The organism is Stenotrophomonas sp. STEN087, from assembly GCF_056759115.1.
In genome coordinates, this window is sequence record NZ_JBRRCR010000003.1 from 85,780 (window position 1) to 106,255 (window position 20,476).

The 20,476-nt window shown below is 69.4% G+C and carries 20 protein-coding genes; 8 read left to right on the forward strand and 12 right to left on the reverse strand.

Translation table 11 applies throughout. The features are described from left to right. Window positions 1–123: 123 nt before the first annotated feature. The 9 genes from ACVOK1_RS01755 to ACVOK1_RS01795 all read right to left on the reverse strand — a co-directional run bounded on the left by ACVOK1_RS01755 (window position 124) and on the right by ACVOK1_RS01795 (window position 11,155). Window positions 124–882: a 2,3-dihydro-2,3-dihydroxybenzoate dehydrogenase gene (locus tag ACVOK1_RS01755; RefSeq protein WP_481560891.1), complete on the reverse strand. Its 759-nt coding sequence runs from the start codon at window positions 880–882 to the stop codon at window positions 124–126. Then, window positions 873–4,760: an amino acid adenylation domain-containing protein gene (locus ACVOK1_RS01760; protein ID WP_481560892.1), complete on the reverse strand. Its 3,888-nt coding sequence runs from the start codon at window positions 4,758–4,760 to the stop codon at window positions 873–875. Before ACVOK1_RS01760 ends, ACVOK1_RS01755 begins: the two co-directional genes overlap by 10 nt. After that, on the reverse strand, window positions 4,757–5,014 hold the full coding sequence (locus ACVOK1_RS01765; RefSeq protein WP_108769061.1) for a phosphopantetheine-binding protein: 258 nt from the start codon (window positions 5,012–5,014) through the stop codon (window positions 4,757–4,759). Before ACVOK1_RS01765 ends, ACVOK1_RS01760 begins: the two co-directional genes overlap by 4 nt. Further along, window positions 5,014–5,646 carry an isochorismatase family protein gene (locus ACVOK1_RS01770; protein WP_481560893.1) on the reverse strand — a complete coding sequence of 211 codons (633 nt, stop codon included), beginning with the start codon at window positions 5,644–5,646 and terminating at the stop codon, window positions 5,014–5,016. The genes ACVOK1_RS01765 and ACVOK1_RS01770 overlap by 1 nt, the downstream gene beginning before the upstream one ends. Beyond that, entirely contained in the window at window positions 5,646–7,295 is a 1,650-nt protein-coding gene (locus ACVOK1_RS01775; protein ID WP_481560894.1) for a (2,3-dihydroxybenzoyl)adenylate synthase, read from the reverse strand. The genes ACVOK1_RS01770 and ACVOK1_RS01775 overlap by 1 nt, the downstream gene beginning before the upstream one ends. Then, on the reverse strand, window positions 7,292–8,485 hold the full coding sequence (locus ACVOK1_RS01780; RefSeq protein ID WP_481560895.1) for an isochorismate synthase: 1,194 nt from the start codon (window positions 8,483–8,485) through the stop codon (window positions 7,292–7,294). Before ACVOK1_RS01780 ends, ACVOK1_RS01775 begins: the two co-directional genes overlap by 4 nt. After that, window positions 8,482–9,678, reverse strand: a complete 1,197-nt coding sequence (locus ACVOK1_RS01785) for an MFS transporter (protein ID WP_481560896.1) — start codon at window positions 9,676–9,678, stop codon at window positions 8,482–8,484. Before ACVOK1_RS01785 ends, ACVOK1_RS01780 begins: the two co-directional genes overlap by 4 nt. 121 nt (window positions 9,679–9,799) lie before the next feature. Next, window positions 9,800–10,111: a DUF3817 domain-containing protein gene (locus ACVOK1_RS01790; RefSeq protein ID WP_313205324.1), complete on the reverse strand. Its 312-nt coding sequence runs from the start codon at window positions 10,109–10,111 to the stop codon at window positions 9,800–9,802. Between the two features lie 108 nt (window positions 10,112–10,219). Beyond that, window positions 10,220–11,155, reverse strand: a complete 936-nt coding sequence (locus ACVOK1_RS01795) for a TIGR03571 family LLM class oxidoreductase (RefSeq protein ID WP_481560897.1) — start codon at window positions 11,153–11,155, stop codon at window positions 10,220–10,222. Between the two features lie 55 nt (window positions 11,156–11,210). Between ACVOK1_RS01795 and ACVOK1_RS01800 the strand changes: the two genes are divergently transcribed. Next, on the forward strand, window positions 11,211–11,660 hold the full coding sequence (locus ACVOK1_RS01800) for a GNAT family N-acetyltransferase (protein WP_481560898.1): 450 nt from the start codon (window positions 11,211–11,213) through the stop codon (window positions 11,658–11,660). 19 nt (window positions 11,661–11,679) lie between these two features. Here the strand turns inward: ACVOK1_RS01800 and ACVOK1_RS01805 are convergent, their stop codons facing one another. Next, the gene (locus ACVOK1_RS01805) at window positions 11,680–12,441 is read right to left on the reverse strand and encodes an SDR family NAD(P)-dependent oxidoreductase (protein WP_481560899.1); all 762 of its coding nucleotides are present in this window, start codon (window positions 12,439–12,441) and stop codon (window positions 11,680–11,682) included. Between the two features lie 37 nt (window positions 12,442–12,478). On the opposite strand from ACVOK1_RS01805, the gene ACVOK1_RS01810 reads away from it, so the two are divergent. From ACVOK1_RS01810 to ACVOK1_RS01835, 6 genes are all read left to right on the forward strand, one after another. Then, the gene (locus ACVOK1_RS01810) at window positions 12,479–13,444 is read left to right on the forward strand and encodes a LysR family transcriptional regulator (RefSeq protein ID WP_234456082.1); all 966 of its coding nucleotides are present in this window, start codon (window positions 12,479–12,481) and stop codon (window positions 13,442–13,444) included. 132 nt (window positions 13,445–13,576) lie between these two features. Further along, a complete protein-coding gene (locus tag ACVOK1_RS01815) occupies window positions 13,577–15,100 on the forward strand; it encodes a thioredoxin family protein (protein ID WP_481560903.1) in 1,524 nt (507 codons plus the stop codon). 331 nt (window positions 15,101–15,431) lie between these two features. Beyond that, entirely contained in the window at window positions 15,432–15,602 is a 171-nt protein-coding gene (locus ACVOK1_RS01820; RefSeq protein WP_481560900.1) for a hypothetical protein, read from the forward strand. Window positions 15,603–15,661: 59 nt separating this feature from the next. Then, window positions 15,662–16,288 carry a superoxide dismutase gene (locus ACVOK1_RS01825; RefSeq protein WP_481560901.1) on the forward strand — a complete coding sequence of 209 codons (627 nt, stop codon included), beginning with the start codon at window positions 15,662–15,664 and terminating at the stop codon, window positions 16,286–16,288. After that, the gene (locus ACVOK1_RS01830) at window positions 16,288–16,866 is read left to right on the forward strand and encodes a flavin reductase family protein (protein ID WP_481560902.1); all 579 of its coding nucleotides are present in this window, start codon (window positions 16,288–16,290) and stop codon (window positions 16,864–16,866) included. The genes ACVOK1_RS01825 and ACVOK1_RS01830 overlap by 1 nt, the downstream gene beginning before the upstream one ends. Continuing rightward, window positions 16,863–17,216: a tetratricopeptide repeat protein gene (locus tag ACVOK1_RS01835; protein WP_108769074.1), complete on the forward strand. Its 354-nt coding sequence runs from the start codon at window positions 16,863–16,865 to the stop codon at window positions 17,214–17,216. The genes ACVOK1_RS01830 and ACVOK1_RS01835 overlap by 4 nt, the downstream gene beginning before the upstream one ends. Before the next feature lie 5 nt (window positions 17,217–17,221). Here the strand turns inward: ACVOK1_RS01835 and ACVOK1_RS01840 are convergent, their stop codons facing one another. After that, window positions 17,222–18,370, reverse strand: a complete 1,149-nt coding sequence (locus ACVOK1_RS01840; protein WP_108769075.1) for a fatty acid desaturase family protein — start codon at window positions 18,368–18,370, stop codon at window positions 17,222–17,224. Window positions 18,371–18,382: 12 nt separating this feature from the next. Then, complete coding sequence (locus ACVOK1_RS01845) at window positions 18,383–19,453, reverse strand: ferredoxin reductase (protein ID WP_254051314.1); 1,071 nt, start codon at window positions 19,451–19,453, stop codon at window positions 18,383–18,385. Window positions 19,454–19,545: 92 nt separating this feature from the next. Here ACVOK1_RS01845 and fabR point away from each other — a divergent pair, with 92 nt between their 5' ends. Further along, window positions 19,546–20,205, forward strand: a complete 660-nt coding sequence (gene fabR, locus ACVOK1_RS01850) for an HTH-type transcriptional repressor FabR (RefSeq protein ID WP_108769077.1) — start codon at window positions 19,546–19,548, stop codon at window positions 20,203–20,205. Window positions 20,206–20,476 lie beyond the last annotated feature (271 nt).

Below are 20,476 nucleotides of genomic sequence, written 5' to 3' on the forward strand. Positions count from 1 at the left end.
ATGAACGTCAGGGCCTGCCGTGACGGGGGTTCGGAAAAATCTGGAATTCATCCGGGTTGCCGGCCAGCGGCCGGCACTACCAGGATGCGAATGCCGGCCAGCGGCCGGCACTACCGCGTTCGGTCAGCCGCGCAGGGTGGCGCCGCCGTCGACGTAGAGGTCGCTCATCGCCACGTGGCCGGCCTGGTCGGAGAGCAGGAACATCACCGAGTGGGCGATGTCCTCCGGCGTGGCCAGCTTGCGCAGCGGGATGCCTGCCTTGTAGGTGTCCAGGTTGCCTGCAATCACGCGCTCGGCACCGTGCGCGTCCTCCCACATGCCGGTCTGCATCGGGGTCAGGGTGGAACCCGGGGCGACGATGTTGCAGCGGATGCCCAGCGGCGCCAGCTCCAGCCCCAGGCAACGGGTGAACATGGTGGCTGCGGCTTTCGATGCTGCGTAGGCGGCCATGCCATGGCGAGGCACGCCGGCCGCATTCGAACTGACGGTGACGATCGCCCCCTGGCGCCGCGGTGACATCACCCGCGCCAGCGCACGGCCGACATGGAACACACCATCGGCATTGACCGCGAACACGCGTCGCCAGTCCTCATCGCTGGTGCCGGCCACCTCACCCACGTGCAGCACGCCGGCCACGCTGGCGGCCAGCGCAATCGGGCCAACCGTCGCCTCGACATCCGCCACCACCGCGTCCACCGCCGCGCTGTCGGTCACGTCCAGCGTGAGCGCGCGAACCCGTGGGTCGTCCAGCGCAGGACGTTCGCGATCCGTCGCCACCACCGTGCAGCCGGCATCGGCCAGCAGCCGCACCAGCGCCGCACCGATGCCACCGGCGGCGCCGGTCACCAGCGCCACGCGCCCTTCAAAACCGGTCAACTGCATGCTGCGATCTCCTGTTCTTCATCCCACTGCCGCAGCCGTGTCGACAACCACGGCGCCAGTTGTGCCACCGCATCGCGGCCGGTCAGCTCGGCGTGCAGGAACGGCAGTTCCAGCGCCTGCACCTTGCGCGCATGCGCCATCCACAGCGCCGACTGCAGCTGTGGCTGCGCTTGGTGGTCGCGGCCCGCGCGCACATGCACCAGCGTTCCATCGTACGGGCGATGGTGGTGCTCGCGGATCAGACGATTGGTACCGGTGACGGCACGCACCACCCCGTCCAGCACCACGTCCGGCAGGCTGCCCAGTGCGCTGCCACCGCGGCGCAGGAAGGCGAGGATGCGCTCGCGGCTGTCCAGCTCCGGGTGCGCATCGGGGTCATGCCCGGCGATGGCCAGCAGCGCGCGCAGCGCCGCGATGGCATCCGGTTCCGGCTCGGCCCGCCAGCATTCACTGGGATAGGCATCCAGCAGCACCAGCTCACCCACTTCGCGACCGATCTCGTGCAGGCGCACCGCCATCGCCTGGGCCAGGATGCCACCCACCGACCAGCCCAGCAGATGCACCGGCCCCTGCGGTTGCAGTTCGGCGATGCGGCGCACGTAGTCGTTGGCCATCACCTCGATGCTGGACGGCATGGCCTGCTGCGGGTCCAGCGCCGGCGACTGCAGGCCGTAGACCGTGCGCGCAGGCTGCAGCGCACGTGCCAGCGTGCGGTAGTTCCAGGCAATGCCACCGGCCGGGTGCACCACGAACAGCGGCGGCGCGGCGCTTTCCGCCGTGGCCAGTGCAATCACCGGGCCCAGCGCGTGGTCGGCCAGCGCCGGAGGCTCGGGGATGCGTGCGGCCAGCGCGGCGACGGTCGGCTGCGCAAACAGTGCACCCAGACCAAGATCGCAGCGCCAGCGTTGTTCGATGGCCAGCAGCAGGTGCACCGCCGACAGCGAATCGCCGCCCAGGCTGAAGAAATCCGCGTCAACGGCCACCGGCAGCTCGCGGCCCAGCGCGCGTGCAAACAGCTCTGCCAGTTCCTGCTCCAGCGGCGTACGCGGCGCCAGCCCGGCGACCTCCTGTTGTGGCGGCTTCGGCAGCGCCGTGCGGTCCAGCTTGCCGTTGGCCGTTACCGGCCAGTGGTCCACGCCGACGAAGGCCGAGGGCAGCATGTAATCCGGTACGCGCGTGGCCAGATGGCTGCGCAGCACCGCGGCATCCGCGCACGACGAGGGCACGTACGCCACCAGCCGCGCATCGCCCGGCGCGTCGTGGCGCAGCAGCACTTCCACCCGGTCCATGCCCGGCAGTTCGCGCAGCGCGGCCTCGATCTCGCCCAGCTCGATGCGCAGGCCGCGCAGCTTGACCTGGTGGTCGCTGCGGCCGAGGTAGTCCACCGCGCCATCGGCGCGCCAGCGCGCGACGTCGCCGGTGCGGTAGATGCGCTCCCCCGGCAGGAAAGGATCGGCCAGGAAGCGCTCGGCGGTCAGGTCATCGCGGCCCAGGTAGCCACGTGCCAGCTGCACGCCGCCCAGGTACAGGTCACCCGGCACGCCGACCGGCAACGGCTGCATGCGCGCATCCAGCACATACAGGCGGGTATTCCACACCGGGAAGCCGATCGGCACCGGCCGCGAGCGATCCTCGGCGGACGCCGGCCACCAGCTCACATCGACCGCGGCCTCGGTCGGGCCGTACAGGTTGTGCAGTTCCGCCTGCACCCGGCCGTGGAAGCGATCACGCAGCGCGGCGTCCAGCGCCTCGCCACTGGTGAACACCCGCCGCAGCTGCAGGCCCTGCGATGCCGGCGCGGCAAGGAAGGCGTCGAGCATGGACGGCACGAAATGCGCCGTGGTGATGTCATGGCTGCGGATCAGCCGCGCCAGCTCGGTCGGGTCCCGATGCGCCTCCGGGCCGGCCAGCACCAGGGTGGCGCCACACAGCAGCGGCAGGAAGAACTCCCAGACCGACACGTCGAACGTGGCCGGGGTCTTCTGCAGCACGCGGTCATCGGCGGTGAAGCCGTAGTGCTCGCGCATCCACAGCAGGCGATTGACGATGGCGCGGTGCTCGATGACCACGCCCTTGGGCTCACCGGTCGAACCGGAGGTGTAGATGACATAGGCCGCATCGTCCGGCGATGGCTGCGCCCACGGCGCGGCTAAACTCACTGCGGTCCACTGCGTGGGCGCCAGCACCGGCAGCTCGCCCAGCCGTGCCTGTACGCTGGCCTCGGCCAGCACGCAGGCCGGTCGCGCCGAGGCGAGGATGCGCGCCAGGCGTTCATCGGGGTGGGCTAGATCCAGCGGCAGGTAAGCGGCGCCGGCACGCAGCACGGCCACCAGCGCGACCACCAGCTCCAGAGAGCGCGGCAACGCTACCGCGACCACGCTGCCCGGGCCGACGCCCAGCGCGCGCAACTGGGCCGCCAGCGCGAAGCTGCGCGCTTCCAGCGTCCCGTGGTCGAGTGCGGTGTCAGCGAAGACCAGCGCCGTCGCCTGCGGATCACGATCCATGCCCTGCTGCAGCAGCTCCACCAGTGTGGTTTCGGGCAGCGTGTGGGCGGTGGCATTGAACCCATGCACCGTGCGCTGCGCCTCCTCGGGCGTTGCCAAGGGCACGTCGGCGATGGCGGGCGCCTGCAACGCGGCCTCCACGAAATGCAGCAGCCGGGTGGCGTGCGCCTGCACGTCGTCGCGGCTGTACAACGCGGGATTGGCCTCGATCTCCAGATCCAGCAGGGTCTGACCGTCGCCGCGGAAGCCCAGGGTCAGGTCATCCACCGGGCCGGTGCACAGCACCTCCAGCGTGGCCGCAACGCCGGGCAGCGCCAGCGGCCTGTAGAACGGCTGCACATTCACCAACGGGCCGTGCAGGCGCTGCTGCGCACCGACCAGACCGAGGTCACGACGCAGCTGTTCGCCCCGGTAGCGCCCGTGCTTGCGGCCCTGGCTCAATTGCCGGCCGATGCCGCGCACAACGTCTTCGACGCTGCCCTCGCCCGCCGCGACCCGCAGCGGCAGCACGTTCATCACCATGGCCGGCACCCGTGCCGAGGCATTGCCCAGGCGCCCCATGTAGGGCACGCCCAGCACGACTTCCTCGGTCGCGCTCATCCGCCGCAGGTACTCGGCCGACAGCGCGGCCAGCACGTCCGGCCACGGCTGCAGCCAGCGCACCGCGGTCTGCAGCAGCAGGTCACGGAAGGATGCATCGAGCGGCTGCACGAAACGCAGCGCATCGTCGCTGGCCGCTACTGTCCCGGCCAGCCCCGCACCGGCAGGCGCGCCCTGCAGTTGTTCGCGCCACCACTGGCCCGCCAGGCCGCGACGGGGGTCTTCACGATAGGCGGCGTCATCGGCCAGCACCCCAACCAGCGGCGGCAATGGCTCGCCCTCGCGCCGCGCATACAGCGCACACACGCGATCACTGAACAACGCCATGCCATAGCCATCGGCGGCCAAGTGGTGCACGCGCAGGTACCAGACCCAGCGCCGCCCGCCCAGATCGAACAGCACCTGCTGGCTGATGCGGTCTCGGCTGGGATCCACCGGCGCCAGGCGATCGGCCTGCATCGCGGCACGCGCCACCGCAGCGGGGTCCGCTTCGGAAGACACATCGCGCACTGACAACAACGGTACATGGGCGGCGTCGTGCCACTGCAGCGGCTGACCGTCCTCAGCCTCGGCAAAACGCAGCGCGAACGCCTGCGCTTCAGCAGCAGCCTGGTTGGCGGCCGCCACGAACGCGTCGACGTCCAACGCACCCTCGATCCACACGGCATGGGCCGTATTGAACGAAGGATTGTCCGGTGCCAGGCGCTGGGCAAACCACAGGCCCGACTGCGCCTCGGTCAGCGCCCCCGGCGTCGCCAGCCCCGCAGCGTTCATGCCTGCTGCGCCGCCTGCAGCTTCTGCACCACCGCCCACCACTGGCGCAGCGTGCTGTGCTCGGCCAGCTGCGAGAACTCCAGCGGCAGCCCGGTATTGCCCCAGGCCAGGACCAGGCCGAGCATCCGCATCGAATCCAGGTCGAGGTCCATCAGGTTGTCGTCGTCGCCGATGTCGGCCGGCTCGCAGTCGAGCACGCGCGCCACGTCGGCCCGCATGCGCTCAAGGTCGAGCACATCATTGGTCGCGGCCATCAGAGCACCTCCAGCAGCTGCGCGGTGGTCATCGGTACGCCGCTGGTGCGGGCGATCCAGTGCAGCGCCTGGTCATGGTCGCCGCGCGAGAAATCGGCGACCGCATCGGCGGCGATGAAGGCCTCGATGTCACGCTGGAACGCCTCGACCACGGTGGCCGTGCAGCCGATATGCGCATACACGCCGGTCACCAGCAGCTGGTCGCGGCCGCGCACGCGCATCAGGGTTTCCAGGTTGCTGCGCTGGAAGGCGCTGTAACGATGCTTGACCAGCACGTGCTCACCCGCCTGCGGGGCAAGTGGATCGATGATCGGTTCGTGCTCCTCGCTGCGGCGCATGCCCGGGCCCCACAGGTCGGCCTGCAGGCCGCGGTCGCGCCGGTCCTGGTCACCATGCTGGGCGGTGTAGAACACCGGAATGCCGTGTGCACGGCAATGCGCCAGCAGGCGCGCGATGTTGGCCACCGCCGGTTGCAGCGGTTCGGCACCGGCGTCGAACGCCGCCAGGAAATAGCGCTGCATGTCATGCACCAGCAAGGCGATGCGATCACGCTGCGGGCGCCACGGGCCGCGCGGCGCCGGCAGTTCGGCGGCAGTCGGCAAGGGGTATGGGGTAATGCGGGGCAGCGCCATCAGCGCGTTCCTCCTGTCTGTTGCAGATGACGCGCACGCAGCTGCGCGCGCAGTTCACGGCGGCTGATCTTGCCGACCGCCGTGGTGTCGAAACTGTCCACGAACACCACCTGGTCGGGCACCTTGAACGCGGCCAGGCCGCGGCCGCGCATCCAGTTCTTCAATGCAGGCCCCTTGATCGGCTCGCCCTGCTGGATGACGAAGGCGCAGCTGCGCTCGCCCAGGTAGTCATCGGGGATGGACACCACCGCGGCGTCGAACACGGCGGGATGGGCCAGAAGATGGTCCTCGATCTCCTCGGCGGAGATCTTCTCGCCGGCACGGTTGATGTGGTCGCCCGCCCGGCCCTGCACCACCAGGTAGCCGCCCGGCAGCTGCTGCACGCGGTCACCGGTGCGATAGAAGCCGTCGTCGGTGAAGGCGCGCGCGTTGGCCACCTCATCGTTGTGGTACGCACCGATGGTGTAAGGACCACGGGTCAGCAGATGCCCCACCTCGCCTTCGGCCACGGGCTGGTCGTGATCATCGACCACGCGCACCTCGTCATCCGGGCTGATCGGTCGCCCCTGGCAGGCCACGACCAGGTCTTCGGGGTCATCCAGCCGCGTGTAGTTGACCAGGCCTTCGGCCATGCCGAACACCTGCTGCAGGGTGCAGCGCAGGCCATCGATCACCCGCCGCGCCGCTTCCGGCACCAGCTTGGCACCGCCCACCTGCAGCACCTGCAGGCTGGACAGATCGTGCTTGCTGGTTGCTGCGGCCTGCGCCCACAGCAGGGCCAGCGGCGGCACCAGGCCGCAGCAGGTCACCCGTTCGCGGGCGATCAGCGGGAACGCGGCATCCGGGCCGGGGCCGGGGCTGAGCACCACGCGGGCACCGGCATACAGTGCGCCAAAGAAGCCCGGCGAGCTCATCGGGAAGTTGTGCGCCGCCGGCAGCGCGACCAGGTAGACGCTGTCGCGGTCGATGCCGCAGATCGCGTTGCTGGCGCGGAACGAATAGATGTAGTCGTCGTGGGTGCGCGGAATCAGCTTGGACAGCCCGGTGCTGCCACCGGAAATCTGCAGGAAGGCCACCGACTGCGGGTCGGGGTCCGGCGGCAATGCGCTGCTGTCACCCTGCAGGGCATCCAGCGCGATGAACCCGTCCGCCTCGCCATCGATGACCACATGCGCGATGCCCGGCACTTCCGCCTGCAACGCACGCGCCAGTCCGCGGTGGTCGAAGTTTTCATGCACATCGGTGGTGATGTAGGCACTGGCTTCGGCCTTGCGCGCGAAGTGCACCAGCTCGGTAAGGCGATGCGCCGGCAGCACGTACACCGGCACCAAGCCGGCACGGAACAGCCCGCACACCGTGGTGATGAAGCCGGCGGTGTTGCCCAGCTGCACCAGCACGCGGTCACCCGGCTGCAGGCCCTGGCCCAGCAGGCCGGCACCGATTCGGCCGGCCTCGTGCCACAGCTGTGCATAGCTCAGGCGCACGTCACCAGCCACCACCGCGATCTCGTCGGCATACTGCTCTGCCCGCTCACGCAGGAAGGCCGGGAAAGTCTCGCCGCGCCAATGGCCGGCGGCGCGGTAGCGCGCGACCCGATCCTCGGGCCAGACCTGCTGCAGCGGCAGCCGCGGGGAGACAGCGTTGTTCATGGCATGGGCTCGATCAGGGGCGCCGGGTCATGCACACCCAGGGCGTTCAACAAGGCAGTGAATTTCGCGCCGGTCTCGGCCGCTTCGGCCTCCGGCTGCGAGTCGGCAACGATGCCGGCACCGGCGAACAGCCGCAGCTGCGTGCCCTGCAGGCGTGCGCAGCGGATCGCCACGTACCAGTCGCCATCACCCTGCGCATCCAGCCAGCCGACCGCACCTGCATAGAAGCCGCGCGGCACCGGTTCCAGTTCGCGGATGCGCTGCAGTGCGGCCTGGCGTGGCGTCCCGCAGACCGCAGGCGTCGGGTGCAGTTCGGCCAGCAGCGTGGCGGCGGGCGTCGCGGGATCCTTCAGCGTGGCGTGGATGCGCGTGCCGAGGTGCCACATGCTGGCCGTGGCATGCAGCACCGGCTGTGCCTGCGCTTCGACGCGGCAGCACCACGGCGCCAGGCCATCGACGATGGCCTCGACCACGTGGCGGTGTTCGTCATGGTCCTTGCGCGAGGCCAGCAGTGCCTGCGCGACGCGCTGGTCTTCGGCAGGATCACTGCTGCGACGGGCGGAGCCGGCCAACGGATGCGACAGCACCTGCGCGCCGCGCTTGCGCAGCAGCAGTTCCGGCGTTGCGCCGACCAGCCACGCTGGCGCCTGGCCCGGCTCGACCGGCAGCGGCACGGCGTAGGTCGCCACCAAGGGATCGGCGCCGAGGCGTGCCAGCAGCTTGTCCGGTGCCACGGGGAGATCGGTGTGCGCCAACAGGCTGCGCGCCAGCACCACCTTGTGCAGGTTGGCATCGGCCGCACGCATCGCCTGCACGGCCGTGGCCACGGCCGCCGCATAGTCCTGCGCCGTAGGCTGCGGCTGCAGCGCGCCGCGCAGGGCCGGCGCGGCGACATGCTGCGGTCGCAGCCCGGGCAGCACGCGCTCGGGCTGGTACAGCGCATCGTCCGCACGCGGCTCGAACGGCACCGCCCCCACCAGCAGGCCCGGGCCGCCGCGCTGCTGCGCGAAGAAGGCATCCACCCGCTCGGCCAGGCTGGCCAGCGCACCGGTCGGCAGACTGGCGCGGCAACCGCGTGCATGCAGCTGCTGGTCGGCGTGCTGCAGCAGGAACAGCGCGGCTTCGTCGGCGTGGTAGGCAGGCGGCGGCGCAGCCTCCGGCCACGCCCCCTGCATCAGCGAATCGTTCATGCGGTCTCCTTTGCGCGGTGGACCATGGCCAAGCCGCACAGCAGCAACAGCAGCACGCCCACCAGCAGATACGGCAGGCTGGCGCCCGCGCGGTACAACAGCGTGCCCAGCATCGGGCCGGCCACCATGCCCAGCCCCTGCGCGGCGGCAACGGTACCGGCAGCCGCGCCCTGTTCGTGGGGCTGCACCGCATCGGCGGCCAACGCCTGGAACGAGGGGAAGACAAAGCCCATGCCGAACGCCGCAAACGCATACGCCGCTGGCAACTGCCAGGGCTGCTGCACGGCGGCGACCGAGGCGAAGCCGAGCCCGGCGATCAGCGCACCGATCATGATCCAGCGGCGCGGATGCACCTCCAGCTTCATCACCAGCACCTGCGCCAGGATCAGGCCCACGCCTACCGCTGTGAGGGCGATGCCGGCCATGCGTGCGCCGGCCGCGGCATCGAGTGCGAAGCGATCAATGGCGAAGAAGCCCACGGTGATCTGGGCGATGGTCACCGAGACCATGCCGAGGAAGGCCGCCAGCTGCGGCAGGCGCAGGCGGGCATCGAACCGCGACATCGGTGCGCGGGCACGCGCCTGTGCAGCGGCCACCGGCGGCGTAGCCGGCAGGCGCCAGGCGATCAATGCCAGCGAGAGCAGCGGCAGCAGGGCCGCCACGTACAGCGCCATCGGAAGATTGCGATACGCCAGCCACCCAGCAGCGGCCGGCCCCAGCACCATGCCCAGCGCATTGGCGCTGCCCAGCCGCGCCATGAACTGCGCCCGCTGGCCGGCGGGGGCCTGGTCGGCGATGAGGGCGGCGGCGGTGGGCGGCACGGCCGCATAGAACAGGCCGATCAAGCCGCGTGCGCCCACCAGCACCAGCACCGACACCAGCACCGGCGGCACCACCCGCAGGGCAACATCGATGAACACCGCCAGGGCGACGTAAATCACGGTGTAGGCGGCCATGGCCAGCATCAGCACGCGCTTGCGGCCGATACGGTCACTCAGCCGGCCCCAGGGGCGCGCGGCCAGCATCCACAGCACGCCGGCGGCGGTGACGGAGAGACCGGCGTGCCATTCGGACAGGCCGAGCAGGCGCACCACCGGCCCGATCACCGCCACGAACGACATCATCGCCATCGTGCCGATCAGGGCGGCAAGGACCAGGGCCGGCAGACCGGCGACGACGGGACGTGCATGCATGGAACACCAGCCGTTTCAAAGAAGGTGCCGACCCCGGCAGGGGTGAAGGCATCATCAAATGATAACGGCTCGTATTTGCATTTGATACCCATTCGCTCGAACTGCTGGGTAACGCAGCGTCTCAACGAGGGCTGCGCAGCTCCAGCAGGCCGCGACGGCGGAACCACCACTCCAGCGGCAGGGTCACCAGCGGCGGGATGGCCGCCAGCAGCGCCAGCGCACTGGCCCACCACGGCCAGCGCAGGCGGATGGCGGCGAACAGGGTGACCGCGACATAGACCATGAACGCCACGCCATGCAGCGGGCCGAACACTTTGACCAGGGCAACATTGGCGTAAGGGCCGTACTTCAGCCACATGCCGACCAGCAGGCCAGCCCAGGTCAGCGCTTCGATGAAGGCGACCACGGCGAACAGCCGCCCGGTCGGATGCATGGGGTTACGTCGGGTCACGCGCGGCTCCGGCAACAGGATCAAACGCGAATGATACGCAGATGCACGCGCGCCACGGTAGCGCCGGGCCATGCCCGGCGGACACGGAAATCAAACAACGTGTCCACCAAGGTGGACACCTACCGAGGCAATTTCGCCCAACACCTCATCCACCGGCCGCCCGTTGTCGACCAGGTTGAACATCACATGCGCCACGCCCTGCGCATGCACGCGCTGCAGATAGGCCTGCAGCCCATCGCGACCGACCTTCAGGCCCAGCGGCAGCGCTTCCGCCGGTGCCTGCGGATCGGCCTGCAGGTCCAGCAGCATCGACTGCACGAACGGCTTGGTCTCACCGGCGCCCTGCGCCTGCTGCCACAACCCGATGCGACCCTCTTGCGCCGCCTCTTCGCGGTGGTAGGTGGCCCAGCCTTCCGCTTCGCGGGCGATCCACTGCAGGCTCTGCCGCGCCGTGCCGACCACCAGCATCGGAATACGCGCCTGCGCTGCCGGCAGCACATCGAATCCACCGGTGGCGTCGCGCAGCCGCGCCCGTTCGGCCTCGTCCGGCGACAACGCCGCACGCAGCAACGCCCAGCGCTCGCGGAACGTGGCCGCCCTGCCCTCCAGATCTTCACCGAACGCCGCGAATTCTTCCGGCCGATCACCCGAACCCAGGCCCAGCACGAAACGACCGCCACTGATCCGGTCCAGGCTCAACGCGGATTTCGCCACGTGCAGCGGATGCCGCAGCGGCAGCACAATGGCGGCGGTGCCCACTGCAATACGCGTGGTGGCGCCGGCCAGCAGCGCAAGCCAGAGAAAAGGATCATCCACCGCGCTTGCCGTGGCATCGGGCCCCTGCGGCACCATCAGCGGCACATCGCGGGTCCACAGTGCAGCGAAACCAAGATCGTCGGCCAGGCGCGCGATGCGTTGCGCTTCGGCAACGTCGGCAAGGCCGTGTGCAGCGACCGGCGTCATCAGGCCCAGGCTCAGGCCGTGTTGCGGGTACACCCGTGCATGGGCCGCATTGAAGTGGTTCATGCGCCGAGCTTATCGTGTGCGGTGCACCCGCACGTCATCATGGAAGGAACACTGCATGCATCCCATCCGCCCCGCCCGCCCCGACGACCTGGCCGCGATCAGCGCGATCTGCATGGCCGCCTTCCACGAAGCCGTGGCACCGTCGCTCAGCGCACAGGGCGTGGCAACGTTCACCCAGGTGGCCGCCGCCGATGCCTTCGCCGAGCGCCTGCAGGGTGACAACCACATCCTGATCGCCGAGCAGGACGGCGACATCGTCGGTGTGATCGAGCTGAAGGAAGGCCGGCATCTGGCGATGCTGTTCGTCGATCCCGCCTGCCAGGGCCAGGGCATCGGCCATGCCCTGCTGCAGGCCGTGCTGCCACAGCTGCGCGCGCCAGCGATGAGCGTGCGCGCCTCGTTGAATGCCGTACCAACCTACCAGCGCTACGGCTTCGTCATCGATGGCGGGGTCGGCGAGTTCAACGGACTGGTCTACCAGCCGCTGAGCCTCGCCGCCTCCTGAATCGTCGCCGCGCAAACGGTCAGACGAACATGCCGCCCGATGCTTCCACGCGCTGGGCATTGACCCAGCCGGTGGACGGCGACAGCAGTGCCACCACCACCGGACCGATATCGTCGGGCAGGCCCGGGCGACCCAGCGCGGTGATCGACGAGACCATGGCGTTCACCTGCGCGTTGTCACGCACGTGGCCGCCACCGAAATCGGTCTCGATCGCACCCGGTGCCAGCGTGTTGGCGGTGATTCCGCGCGCACCCAGTTCCTTGGCCAGGTAACGGGTGAACACCTCGATGCCGCCCTTCATCATCGCGTAGGCCGAGCTGCCCGGCAGCGAGAAGCGGGCCAGGCCGCTGGACACGTTGAGAATGCGGCCGCCATCGGCGATCAGCGGCAGCAGCGCCTGGGTCAGGAAGTACGGCCCCTTCAGGTGCACGGCCACTGCGTGATCGAACTGCGCCTCGGTGGTCTCGGCGATGGGCGCGTACAGCGCTTCACCGGCGTTGTTGAGCAGGCCCTGCAGGCCAGTGACGCCCCACTGCTGCAGGGCATCGCGCAGCTGGGTGGCGAAGGCCGGGAATGCGGAGCTGTCGGCCACGTCCAGCGGCAGGGCCAGCGCACGGCGGCCCAGCGCCTGCACCTGCTGCACGACCTCGGCGGCGGCGTCGGCCTGCGAGCGGTAGGTGATCACGATATCGGCACCGTCGGCGGCCAGGGCCAGCGCGGCATTGCGGCCGAGGCCGCGGCTGCCACCGGTGATGAGGACGACACGGGAAGAAGTAGTCATGGCGGGCACCTGTCTGGGAGGAAGTGTGGCCAGACTATTGGGATTGCCTGCGCGCATAAATCGCGCGATCCTGATTTTACTGTTCAAGCCAGACGAACAATCCATGGACCGCCTCGACACCCTGCGCGTCTTCCTGCGCGTCACCGAACTGGGCTCGTTCACCCGCGCCGCCGACAGCCTGGGCCTGCCCAAGGCCAGCGTCTCGCAGGCCATTGCCCGACTGGAGGCCGAACTGGGCACCCAGCTGCTGCACCGGACCACCCGCCGCGTGCACCTGACCGCCGACGGCGCGCAGCTGCAGCAACGCGCGCACGACCTGCTGGACGACATGGATGAGCTGCAGAACCTGTTCCGCCACGAGACCAGCGAGCTCAGCGGCCGCCTGCGGGTGGACATGCCCGGCGGCATGGCCCGCAACCTGGTCATTCCGCAGCTGCCCGCCTTCCTCGCCCTGCACCCGGGCATCGAGGTCGAACTGAGCGCCACCGACCGCCGCGTGGACGTGGTGCGCGAAGGCTTCGACTGCGTGCTGCGGGTCGGCACACTGGACGACAGCAGCCTCATTGCACGGCCGCTGGGGCAGATGCGCATCCTCAACGTGGCCAGCCCGGCCTACCTGGCCGCACACGGCACGCCGCGCGAGCTGGCCGACCTCGACCAGCATCTGCTGGTGCACTACGTGGGCACCCTCGGCCAGCGGTCGCCGGGCTTCGAGTACTTCGATGGCCAGCGCTACCAGACCTGGCCGATGCGCGGCGCGCTGACGGTCAACAGTGCTGATGGCTACAGCGCCGCCGCGCTGGCCGGACTGGGCATCATCCAGGTGCCGGAGATGGGCGCACGCGAAGCGCTGCGCGACGGCCGTCTGGTGGAAGTACTGCCGGACTGCCTGGCCGAGCCGATGCCGGTGAACCTGGTCTATGCGCAGCGCCGCCACCTGCCACGGCGGGTCGAGGCATTCATGACCTGGCTGGCCGGCCTGCTGGCAGCGGAAATGCGGTAGTGCCGGCCGCTGGCCGGCAGCTCCGGCGCCGCAGCCCCGGCATATAGCGTCCTGCAAGCCGGTCATAAGCAAACTGCATCAGCACGGGCGGGCGAGCTTCCTACAATGGCCGTTCACCCCCGTTCCTTCGAGATGCTGCCGATGCGCGCTGCCCTTCCCCTGTTGCTGCTGGCCACCGCGCTGAGCGCCTGTTCTCCCGCACAGGCGCCGGTGGCGAGCGCGAAGGCCGCCGAAGCCGCGCCTGCAGCGGGCATTGCCTGGCGCCAGGGCGATGTCGACGATGCCTTCAACGAAGCCGCCGAGACCGGCAAGCCGGTGCTGCTGTACTGGGGCGCGGTGTGGTGCCCGCCGTGCAACCAGCTGAAGGCCGGCCTGTTCAAGGATCCTGCCTTCATCGCGCTGACCGGCAAGTTCGTGCCGGTGTACCTGGATGGCGACGAGGAAGGCGCGCAGGCCTGGGGCGAGCGCTTCGGCGTGCGCGGCTACCCCACCCTGATCGTGCTCGACCCGCAGCGCAACGAGATCACCCGCGTGGCCGGTGGCAACGACGCCGCCGAACTCACCCGCACCCTGACCGTGGCCGCCAGCCGCCGCAGCGCCGTGGCCGAGACCCTGGCCACTGCCCTCTCAACCCCGGCCAAGCTGGGCGCCGAAGACTGGCAAGTGCTGGGCGACTATGGCTGGGAAGTCGATGCGAACCGCCTGGCCGGCCAGCGCAAGGCAGACGAGGTGCTGCGCCAGCTGGCCAAGGCCGCGCCGGACGCCGCCCTGCAGCGTCGCTTCGCCTTGCTGGCCCTGGCCACCGCGGAGAAGCCGACCACGCCGCCGACCGAAGTCCGCGAGCTGCTGCAGGCGGTGCTGGCGCAACCCACCGAAGTGCGTCGCAACCGCGAGCTGCTGGGCTATGCCGGTGCCAACCTGGTGAAGCAGGCCAGCGCGGGCCCGGCCAGCAGCAATCCGCTGGGCCAGCAGCTGCTGGTGGCCCTGGACCGCGCCGACGCCGAGCGCGGCAACCGTGCCGACGATGCGTTGTCGCGCGCACTGACCGAAGTCTCGCTGGCCCGCCAGCAGCAGCCCGAGGGTGCACTGCCTGCTGCGCTGGTGCAGCGGGTGAAGCAGCGGGTGACCGCCGCCGACTCCGCGGCCACGGATGCGCATGCGCGCCAAGCCACCATCAGCAGCGCGGTCTACGCCCTGCGCGAAGTGGGCGATGACGCCGGCGCCGAGTCGCTGCTGCTGGCCGAGCTGAAGCGCAGCGAGCAGCCGTACTACTACATGCCCGAACTGGCCGAACTGGCCGAGAAGCGTGGCGACACCGCCGGTGCGCTGGAGTGGCTGAAGCGCGCTTACGACGGCGCACAGGGCCCGGCCACGCGCGTGCAGTGGGGCGTGCTGTATGTGGAAGGTCTCCTGCGGCTGGCCCCGGACGATGCCCCGCGCATCGAGCAGGCCACCGATGCCTTGATTGCCGAGCTGCAGGCGCAGCCGTCGGGCTACCACCAGCGCACGAAACAGCGTTTCGAGCGACTGGCGGTGCAGTTGAAGGCCTGGGGTGGCAAGCACCAGGGCGCGGAGACGCTGGCGCGGTTGCAGCAGCGGATGCAGCAGGCGTGTGGCGAGCAGATCGACAGCGCGTGCCGCGGTTGGTTGAGCTGAGTTTTGTTTGAAAGCTCTGGCGGGTTGGTGCGATGCCGCGGCGCTTTTGTTGATACGGGCTTGCGGAGGCGGGAGGGGCTGTCCAGGGCACGCCGTGAACCCATCCATGGGGGCTCGTAGGCGCCTTGCTCGTGTGCGCTGTCCTGCGCACACGGCAAGACCGGGGTTGGGCGTCCTGCCCAACCCGCCCAAGGCATGCCTTGGGCCCATGGCGCCTGCGGTCCTGGCCAGCCCCTCCCGCCTCCTCCAGACAGTTTCCTGCGAGCGCGGGCAGCGCATCACCGCGCCGGTGGGGATTCGGGTAGTGCCGCCCGCTGGCCGGAAATCACGAATGTCCGAAATGCCGGCCAGCGGCTGGCGCTACCAATCTGCTTCTGCATTTGCCTTTGAATCCACCTCCGCGCCGGCGCAGGAAACTGTCCACCCACCCGCGCAATCACGGAAATCCAAAAGCGCCATCAGCGCCCGCTTTCCATTCCCCCTTGACCTCAACCAAAGTTGAGGTGCGATAACAGTCCTCCCGAGGCCAACCCCCTGGCCTTCCCCACGGAGACTGTTGCAATGCCCTACTCGCTTCCCGCCCTCCCCTACGCCTACGACGCCCTGGAACCGCACTTCGATGCGCGCACCATGGAGATCCACCACGGCAAGCACCACCAGACCTACATCAACAACCTCAACGCCGCACTGGAACAGGCCGGCATCGCCGACACCCCGGTCGAAACCCTGATCGCCGACCTCGACGCGCTGCCCGAGTCCGTGCGCGGCGCGGTGCGCAACAATGGCGGCGGCCACGCCAACCACAGTTTGTTCTGGACCGTGCTCAGCGCCACCGGCGGCACGCCGGATGCCCGACTCGCCGCTGCCATCGACCGCGATCTCGGCGGTTTCGCGGCCTTCAAGGACGCCTTCAGCAAGGCCGCGCAGACCCGCTTCGGCAGTGGCTGGGCGTGGCTGACCAGCGATCGCGACGGACGCCTGCAGGTCGAAAGCAGCGCCAACCAGGACAGCCCGCTGATGGGCGCGGCGGCCGGCCTGTCCGGCAATACGCCGATCCTCGCCCTGGATGTCTGGGAACACGCTTACTACCTGCACTACCAGAACCGTCGCCCCGACTACATCGGCGCGTTCTTCAACATCATCGACTGGGCCGAAGTCGGCCGTCGCTACCGCCAGGCGCGCGCCTGATGGACGCCGGCGGCAGCGCCTATGCCGGGCCGTGGGCGGGGGTCTTCCCTGCCCCGGCGCCGGCACCCTCGGTGGACCTGTCGCCGCGCGCCCTGCGCCGGCTGCTCGGCCACTACCCGACCGGCGTGGCCATCGTCACTGCACGCGACGCGCAGGGACACCCGCACGGGCTGACCATCAACTCGTTCGTGCCGGTCTCCCTGCAGCCGCCGCTGGTGCTCTGGAACCTGGCCCTGCACGCAAAGAGCCTGCGCGTGTTCCAGCATGCGACCCGCTTCACTCTCAGCGTGCTGGGTGCCGGGCAGGAAGCCCTGGCCAGACGCTTCGCCGATCCGAGCGTGCGTGATCGTTTCGACGGCGTGCCGTTGCTGGAAGGCGAGGAAGACACACCGCCGCGTATCGCCGGTGCGGTCACACACCTCACCTGCAGCCGCCACGCGCAGTGGCCGGTGGGCGACCACCTGCTGCTGGCCGGCCGCATCATCGAGGTGCACGAAACCGGCGGCGCGCCCTTGATGTTCCATCGCGGCCGCTTCCTGCCCGGGCCGCTTGAACTGCTGCATGAGGTACAGCCATGAACATCGAAGCATTGGAGGCCATGCTCGCCAGCGGCAAGGACAGCGCGCTGCTGCGCTTCGGCCTGGGCAAGAGCTGGCTGGACGCAGGCCAGCCCGTGCACGCCGCCACCCACCTGGCACGCTGCGTAGCGCTGGATCCGGAGTATTCGGCGGCGTGGAAGCTGCTCGGCAAGGCGTGGCTGGCCGGTGGCCAGCCGCAGGCGGCGCGCGCGGCATGGCAGCGTGGGCTCAGCGTGGCTGGCAGCAAGGGCGACCAACAGGCGCGCAAGGAGATGCAGGTGTTCCTGCGCCGGCTGGACCGCGCCCCGCAGGACGGCGATCCGCCGGCGGTGCTGGCCAAAGCCAGCTGAAGCCCTCAGCCCGCGTTGGCGGGCGCCGGTGCCGGCATGATGTCCGGCATCGGCAGGCGGCGCGGCTTGCTCGGGAAGGCATGGCGCAGGATGCGCCAGACCACCTGCGCGAACTGGCGCGGCAGCGAGCCGTTGTTGTAGTGCTGGCCGTAGCGGCGGCAGATTTCCTTCACTTCCTTGGCGATGGCCGCATAGCGGTTGGCCGGCAGGTCCGGGTAGAAGTGGTGCTCGATCTGGTGGCTGAGGTTGCCCGACAGCACGTTGATGATGAAGCCGCCGCTGATGTTCGAAGAACCGCGCAGCTGGCGCAGGTACCAGTGGCCGCGCGATTCATTGCGCAGGCATTCCTTCGGGAAGGTTTCCGACTCGGCGGTGAAGTGGCCGCAGAAGATGATCACGTAGGTCCAGACGTTGCGCATACCGTTGGCAACCAGGTTGCCCAGCATCACCGGCAGGAAGAACGGGCCGGCCAGCAGCGGGAAGAACACGTAATCCTTCAGCACCTGGCGGACCATCTTGCGCGCCACCGGACGGGTCTGCAGCCACATCGCACGGCTGCTGATGCGCCCCTTGAACCAGCGGCCCAGGCGCAGGTCCTGCGCGGCCACGCCCCACTGGAACAGCAGCGCGAAGATCGGCGCGATGATCGGCTGCATCAGGTAGAACGGCGACCAGCGCTGTTCCGGGAAGATGCGCAGCAGGCCGTAGCCGATGTCATCGTCCATGCCACGCACGTTGGTGTAGGTATGGTGGCGGAAATTGTGGGTCTTGCGCCAGTTGTCGCCGGTGGCAACGATGTCCCACTCGTAGGTGTTGCCGTTGAGCTTGGGGTCGCCGGTCCAGTCGTACTGGCCGTGCATCACGTTATGGCCCAGCTCCATGTTTTCCAGGATCTTGGCCAGCGCCAACAGCAGGGTGCCGGCGATGCAGGCCGGCCACAGCAGCGGCGCCCAGAACAGCGGCGAGAACGCACCGAGGAACAGCAAACCACGGCCCAGCACGCCCGACCAGCGCACGGCGGCGGCCACGCGGCGGATGTAGCGGGTGTCGGAGGCGCCGAGGCTTCCCAGGATACGGTCACGGATCGCGTCGAGCTCGGCACCGAAGGCGTTCATCTCGGCGGGGCTCAGGGCACGGTCGGAAGCGCGGGTCATGGCAGCAGGTCCTCAGAGATCCAAAGTCAGGTCGGTGGTCGGTGCGCTCACGCAGATCCGCACCGGCTGTGCCGTTTCGGACTGCATTTCACCGGTGCGCAGGTGGCGGGTGGTGCCACTGACGCGGTCGCAGGTGCAGCTGTTGCAGATACCCATGCGGCAGCCGTGCTTGGGCTTGATGCCCTGGGCTTCCAGGCTTTCCAGCAGCGAGCGGCCGCGCGCGACCTTCAGCTGGCGGCCGCTGCGCGCCAGGGTCAGGGCGATCTCACCGGCGCTGTCGGCATCGCTGAGCGGTGCCGGCGGGGTGAAGGCCTCGGCCTGGAAGCCGGCGACCTGGTGCACCAGGCGCTGCCGCGCGGCGGCGACGAAGCCATCCGGGCCACAGGCCAGCACGTGGCGCTGCGCCAGCGGGGTATCGTCGCCGGCCATGGCCAGCGAATGGGTATCGATGCGCGCAGCCGGCACCTCGCCCTCGCGGGTGGTCAGCAGGTGCACGCGCAGGTTCGGGGTGGCCGCAGCCAAGGCCAGCAGTTCATCGCGGAACTGGAAGGCGGCGGCGTTGCGTTCCCAGTAGAACAGGTCCACCGGCGCGGCCAGCGGGCGCTGGCAGGCCTCGCGCAGCAGGCTGCGCATGGGCGTGATGCCGCTGCCGGCGGCCAGCAGCAGCACCGGTGCAGCGGCCGGCATGTGGAAGTCACCAAAGGCCGCATCCAGCCGGAACAGATCGCCCGGCCTGGCATGGTGGACCAGGTGCTGGCTGATGGTGCCGCCGTCGACCGCCTTGACGGTAATGGCCAGCTCGCGGCGGCCCAACGCGGTCGGGCTGTAGCTGCGGCGAAATACGCGCCCTTCAAGCTCCACACCCAGGGTGATGTGCTGGCCGGCGCGCATGCCGGCCCAGTGCCGGTTGCAGCGCAGGACCAGGGTGGCGGCGCCCTCGCCGGCCGGCTCGCGCCGGACCAGGCGGGCCAGGGGCTCGCGCAGGGTCCACAACGGATTCAGCTGGCCCGCCCAGAAATCGAACAACGTCGGCGACAGCCAGCGGTATGGGGAAAACAGGGACGGACGGATCACAGCGCTCATGGGCGCACTATACGGCCGCACATACACCTGTGTATACATGTGTATATTGAACCGGATTGGGTATGATTCAGCCTCGTCCCCCCGGAAGTCCCATGGCCGCCGCCACCGCCCTGACGCCGCCCGAAGATGCCAACAGCCCGGCCCGCCGTACGGTGAGCCGCGAGGACCTGCTGGCCGCCGCGCTGAAACTGATCGGCCCGCACCGCAGCCTGTCCACGCTGAGCCTGCGCGAAGTCGCGCGCGAAGCCGGCATTGCCCCGAACAGTTTCTACCGGCAGTTCCGCGACATGGACGAACTGGCCGTGGCCCTGATCGACGTCGCCGGCCGCTCGCTGCGCACGATCATCGGCGAGGCCCGCCAGCGCGCCACCTCCAGCGCGACCAGCGTGGTGCGCGTGTCGGTGGAAACCTTCATGGAGCAGCTGCGCGCAGACGACAAACTGCTGCACGTGCTGCTGCGCGAAGGCGCGGTGGGCTCGGATGACTTCAAGCACGCGGTCGAACGCGAACTGCACTACTTCGAAGAAGAACTGCAGCACGACCTGGTGCGCCTGGCCGCACTGGACGGCGCCAAGCTCTACAAGCCCGAACTGGTGGCCACCGCCATCACCCGCCTGGTGTTCGCCATGGGCGCCACCGCCATGGACCAGCCGCCGGAGAAAGACCCGGAGCTGGTCGAACAGATTTCCACGATGATCCGCATGATCATCGTCGGCGCCCGCACCCCCGCAGCGTTCCGCCGCGGCAGGTAAGGGCCGGGGTCGGATCCGTTTCCGCAGGAAACGGCTCTGACCCTATGCCGACCGGTAGATCCACGCCATGCGTGGATGAACTCTGTCAGATAGCGAATGAGTTCATCCACGCATGGCGTGGCTCTACTGTGTCGACCAAGGTCGACACCGACCAGATCCGACCCCGTGCCGACCAACGGTCGGCACCCCCCAACAGCAGCCTCATGCCGTTGCGACAGATAGCGGAAAACTGTCGAAGGCGGGGTGGGGGCCGCTTTAGCGGGGGGGGCGC

Excerpts from the sequence above, each read along its gene's own strand:
- ACVOK1_RS01755 (WP_481560891.1), bottom strand. The coding sequence starts at position 882 with ATGCAGTTGACCGGTTTTGAAGGGCGCGTGGCGCTGGTGACCGGCGCC.
- ACVOK1_RS01760 (WP_481560892.1), bottom strand. The coding sequence starts at position 4,760 with ATGAACGCTGCGGGGCTGGCGACGCCGGGGGCGCTGACCGAGGCGCAG.
- ACVOK1_RS01765 (WP_108769061.1), bottom strand. The coding sequence starts at position 5,014 with ATGGCCGCGACCAATGATGTGCTCGACCTTGAGCGCATGCGGGCCGAC.
- ACVOK1_RS01770 (WP_481560893.1), bottom strand. The coding sequence starts at position 5,646 with ATGGCGCTGCCCCGCATTACCCCATACCCCTTGCCGACTGCCGCCGAA.
- ACVOK1_RS01775 (WP_481560894.1), bottom strand. The coding sequence starts at position 7,295 with ATGAACAACGCTGTCTCCCCGCGGCTGCCGCTGCAGCAGGTCTGGCCC.
- ACVOK1_RS01780 (WP_481560895.1), bottom strand. The coding sequence starts at position 8,485 with ATGAACGATTCGCTGATGCAGGGGGCGTGGCCGGAGGCTGCGCCGCCG.
- ACVOK1_RS01785 (WP_481560896.1), bottom strand. The coding sequence starts at position 9,678 with ATGCATGCACGTCCCGTCGTCGCCGGTCTGCCGGCCCTGGTCCTTGCC.
- ACVOK1_RS01790 (WP_313205324.1), bottom strand. The coding sequence starts at position 10,111 with ATGCATCCGACCGGGCGGCTGTTCGCCGTGGTCGCCTTCATCGAAGCG.
- ACVOK1_RS01795 (WP_481560897.1), bottom strand. The coding sequence starts at position 11,155 with ATGAACCACTTCAATGCGGCCCATGCACGGGTGTACCCGCAACACGGC.
- ACVOK1_RS01800 (WP_481560898.1), top strand. The coding sequence starts at position 11,211 with ATGCATCCCATCCGCCCCGCCCGCCCCGACGACCTGGCCGCGATCAGC.
- ACVOK1_RS01805 (WP_481560899.1), bottom strand. The coding sequence starts at position 12,441 with ATGACTACTTCTTCCCGTGTCGTCCTCATCACCGGTGGCAGCCGCGGC.
- ACVOK1_RS01815 (WP_481560903.1), top strand. The coding sequence starts at position 13,577 with ATGCTGCCGATGCGCGCTGCCCTTCCCCTGTTGCTGCTGGCCACCGCG.
- ACVOK1_RS01820 (WP_481560900.1), top strand. The coding sequence starts at position 15,432 with ATGTCCGAAATGCCGGCCAGCGGCTGGCGCTACCAATCTGCTTCTGCA.
- ACVOK1_RS01825 (WP_481560901.1), top strand. The coding sequence starts at position 15,662 with ATGCCCTACTCGCTTCCCGCCCTCCCCTACGCCTACGACGCCCTGGAA.
- ACVOK1_RS01830 (WP_481560902.1), top strand. The coding sequence starts at position 16,288 with ATGGACGCCGGCGGCAGCGCCTATGCCGGGCCGTGGGCGGGGGTCTTC.
- ACVOK1_RS01835 (WP_108769074.1), top strand. The coding sequence starts at position 16,863 with ATGAACATCGAAGCATTGGAGGCCATGCTCGCCAGCGGCAAGGACAGC.
- ACVOK1_RS01840 (WP_108769075.1), bottom strand. The coding sequence starts at position 18,370 with ATGACCCGCGCTTCCGACCGTGCCCTGAGCCCCGCCGAGATGAACGCC.
- ACVOK1_RS01845 (WP_254051314.1), bottom strand. The coding sequence starts at position 19,453 with ATGAGCGCTGTGATCCGTCCGTCCCTGTTTTCCCCATACCGCTGGCTG.
- fabR (WP_108769077.1), top strand. The coding sequence starts at position 19,546 with ATGGCCGCCGCCACCGCCCTGACGCCGCCCGAAGATGCCAACAGCCCG.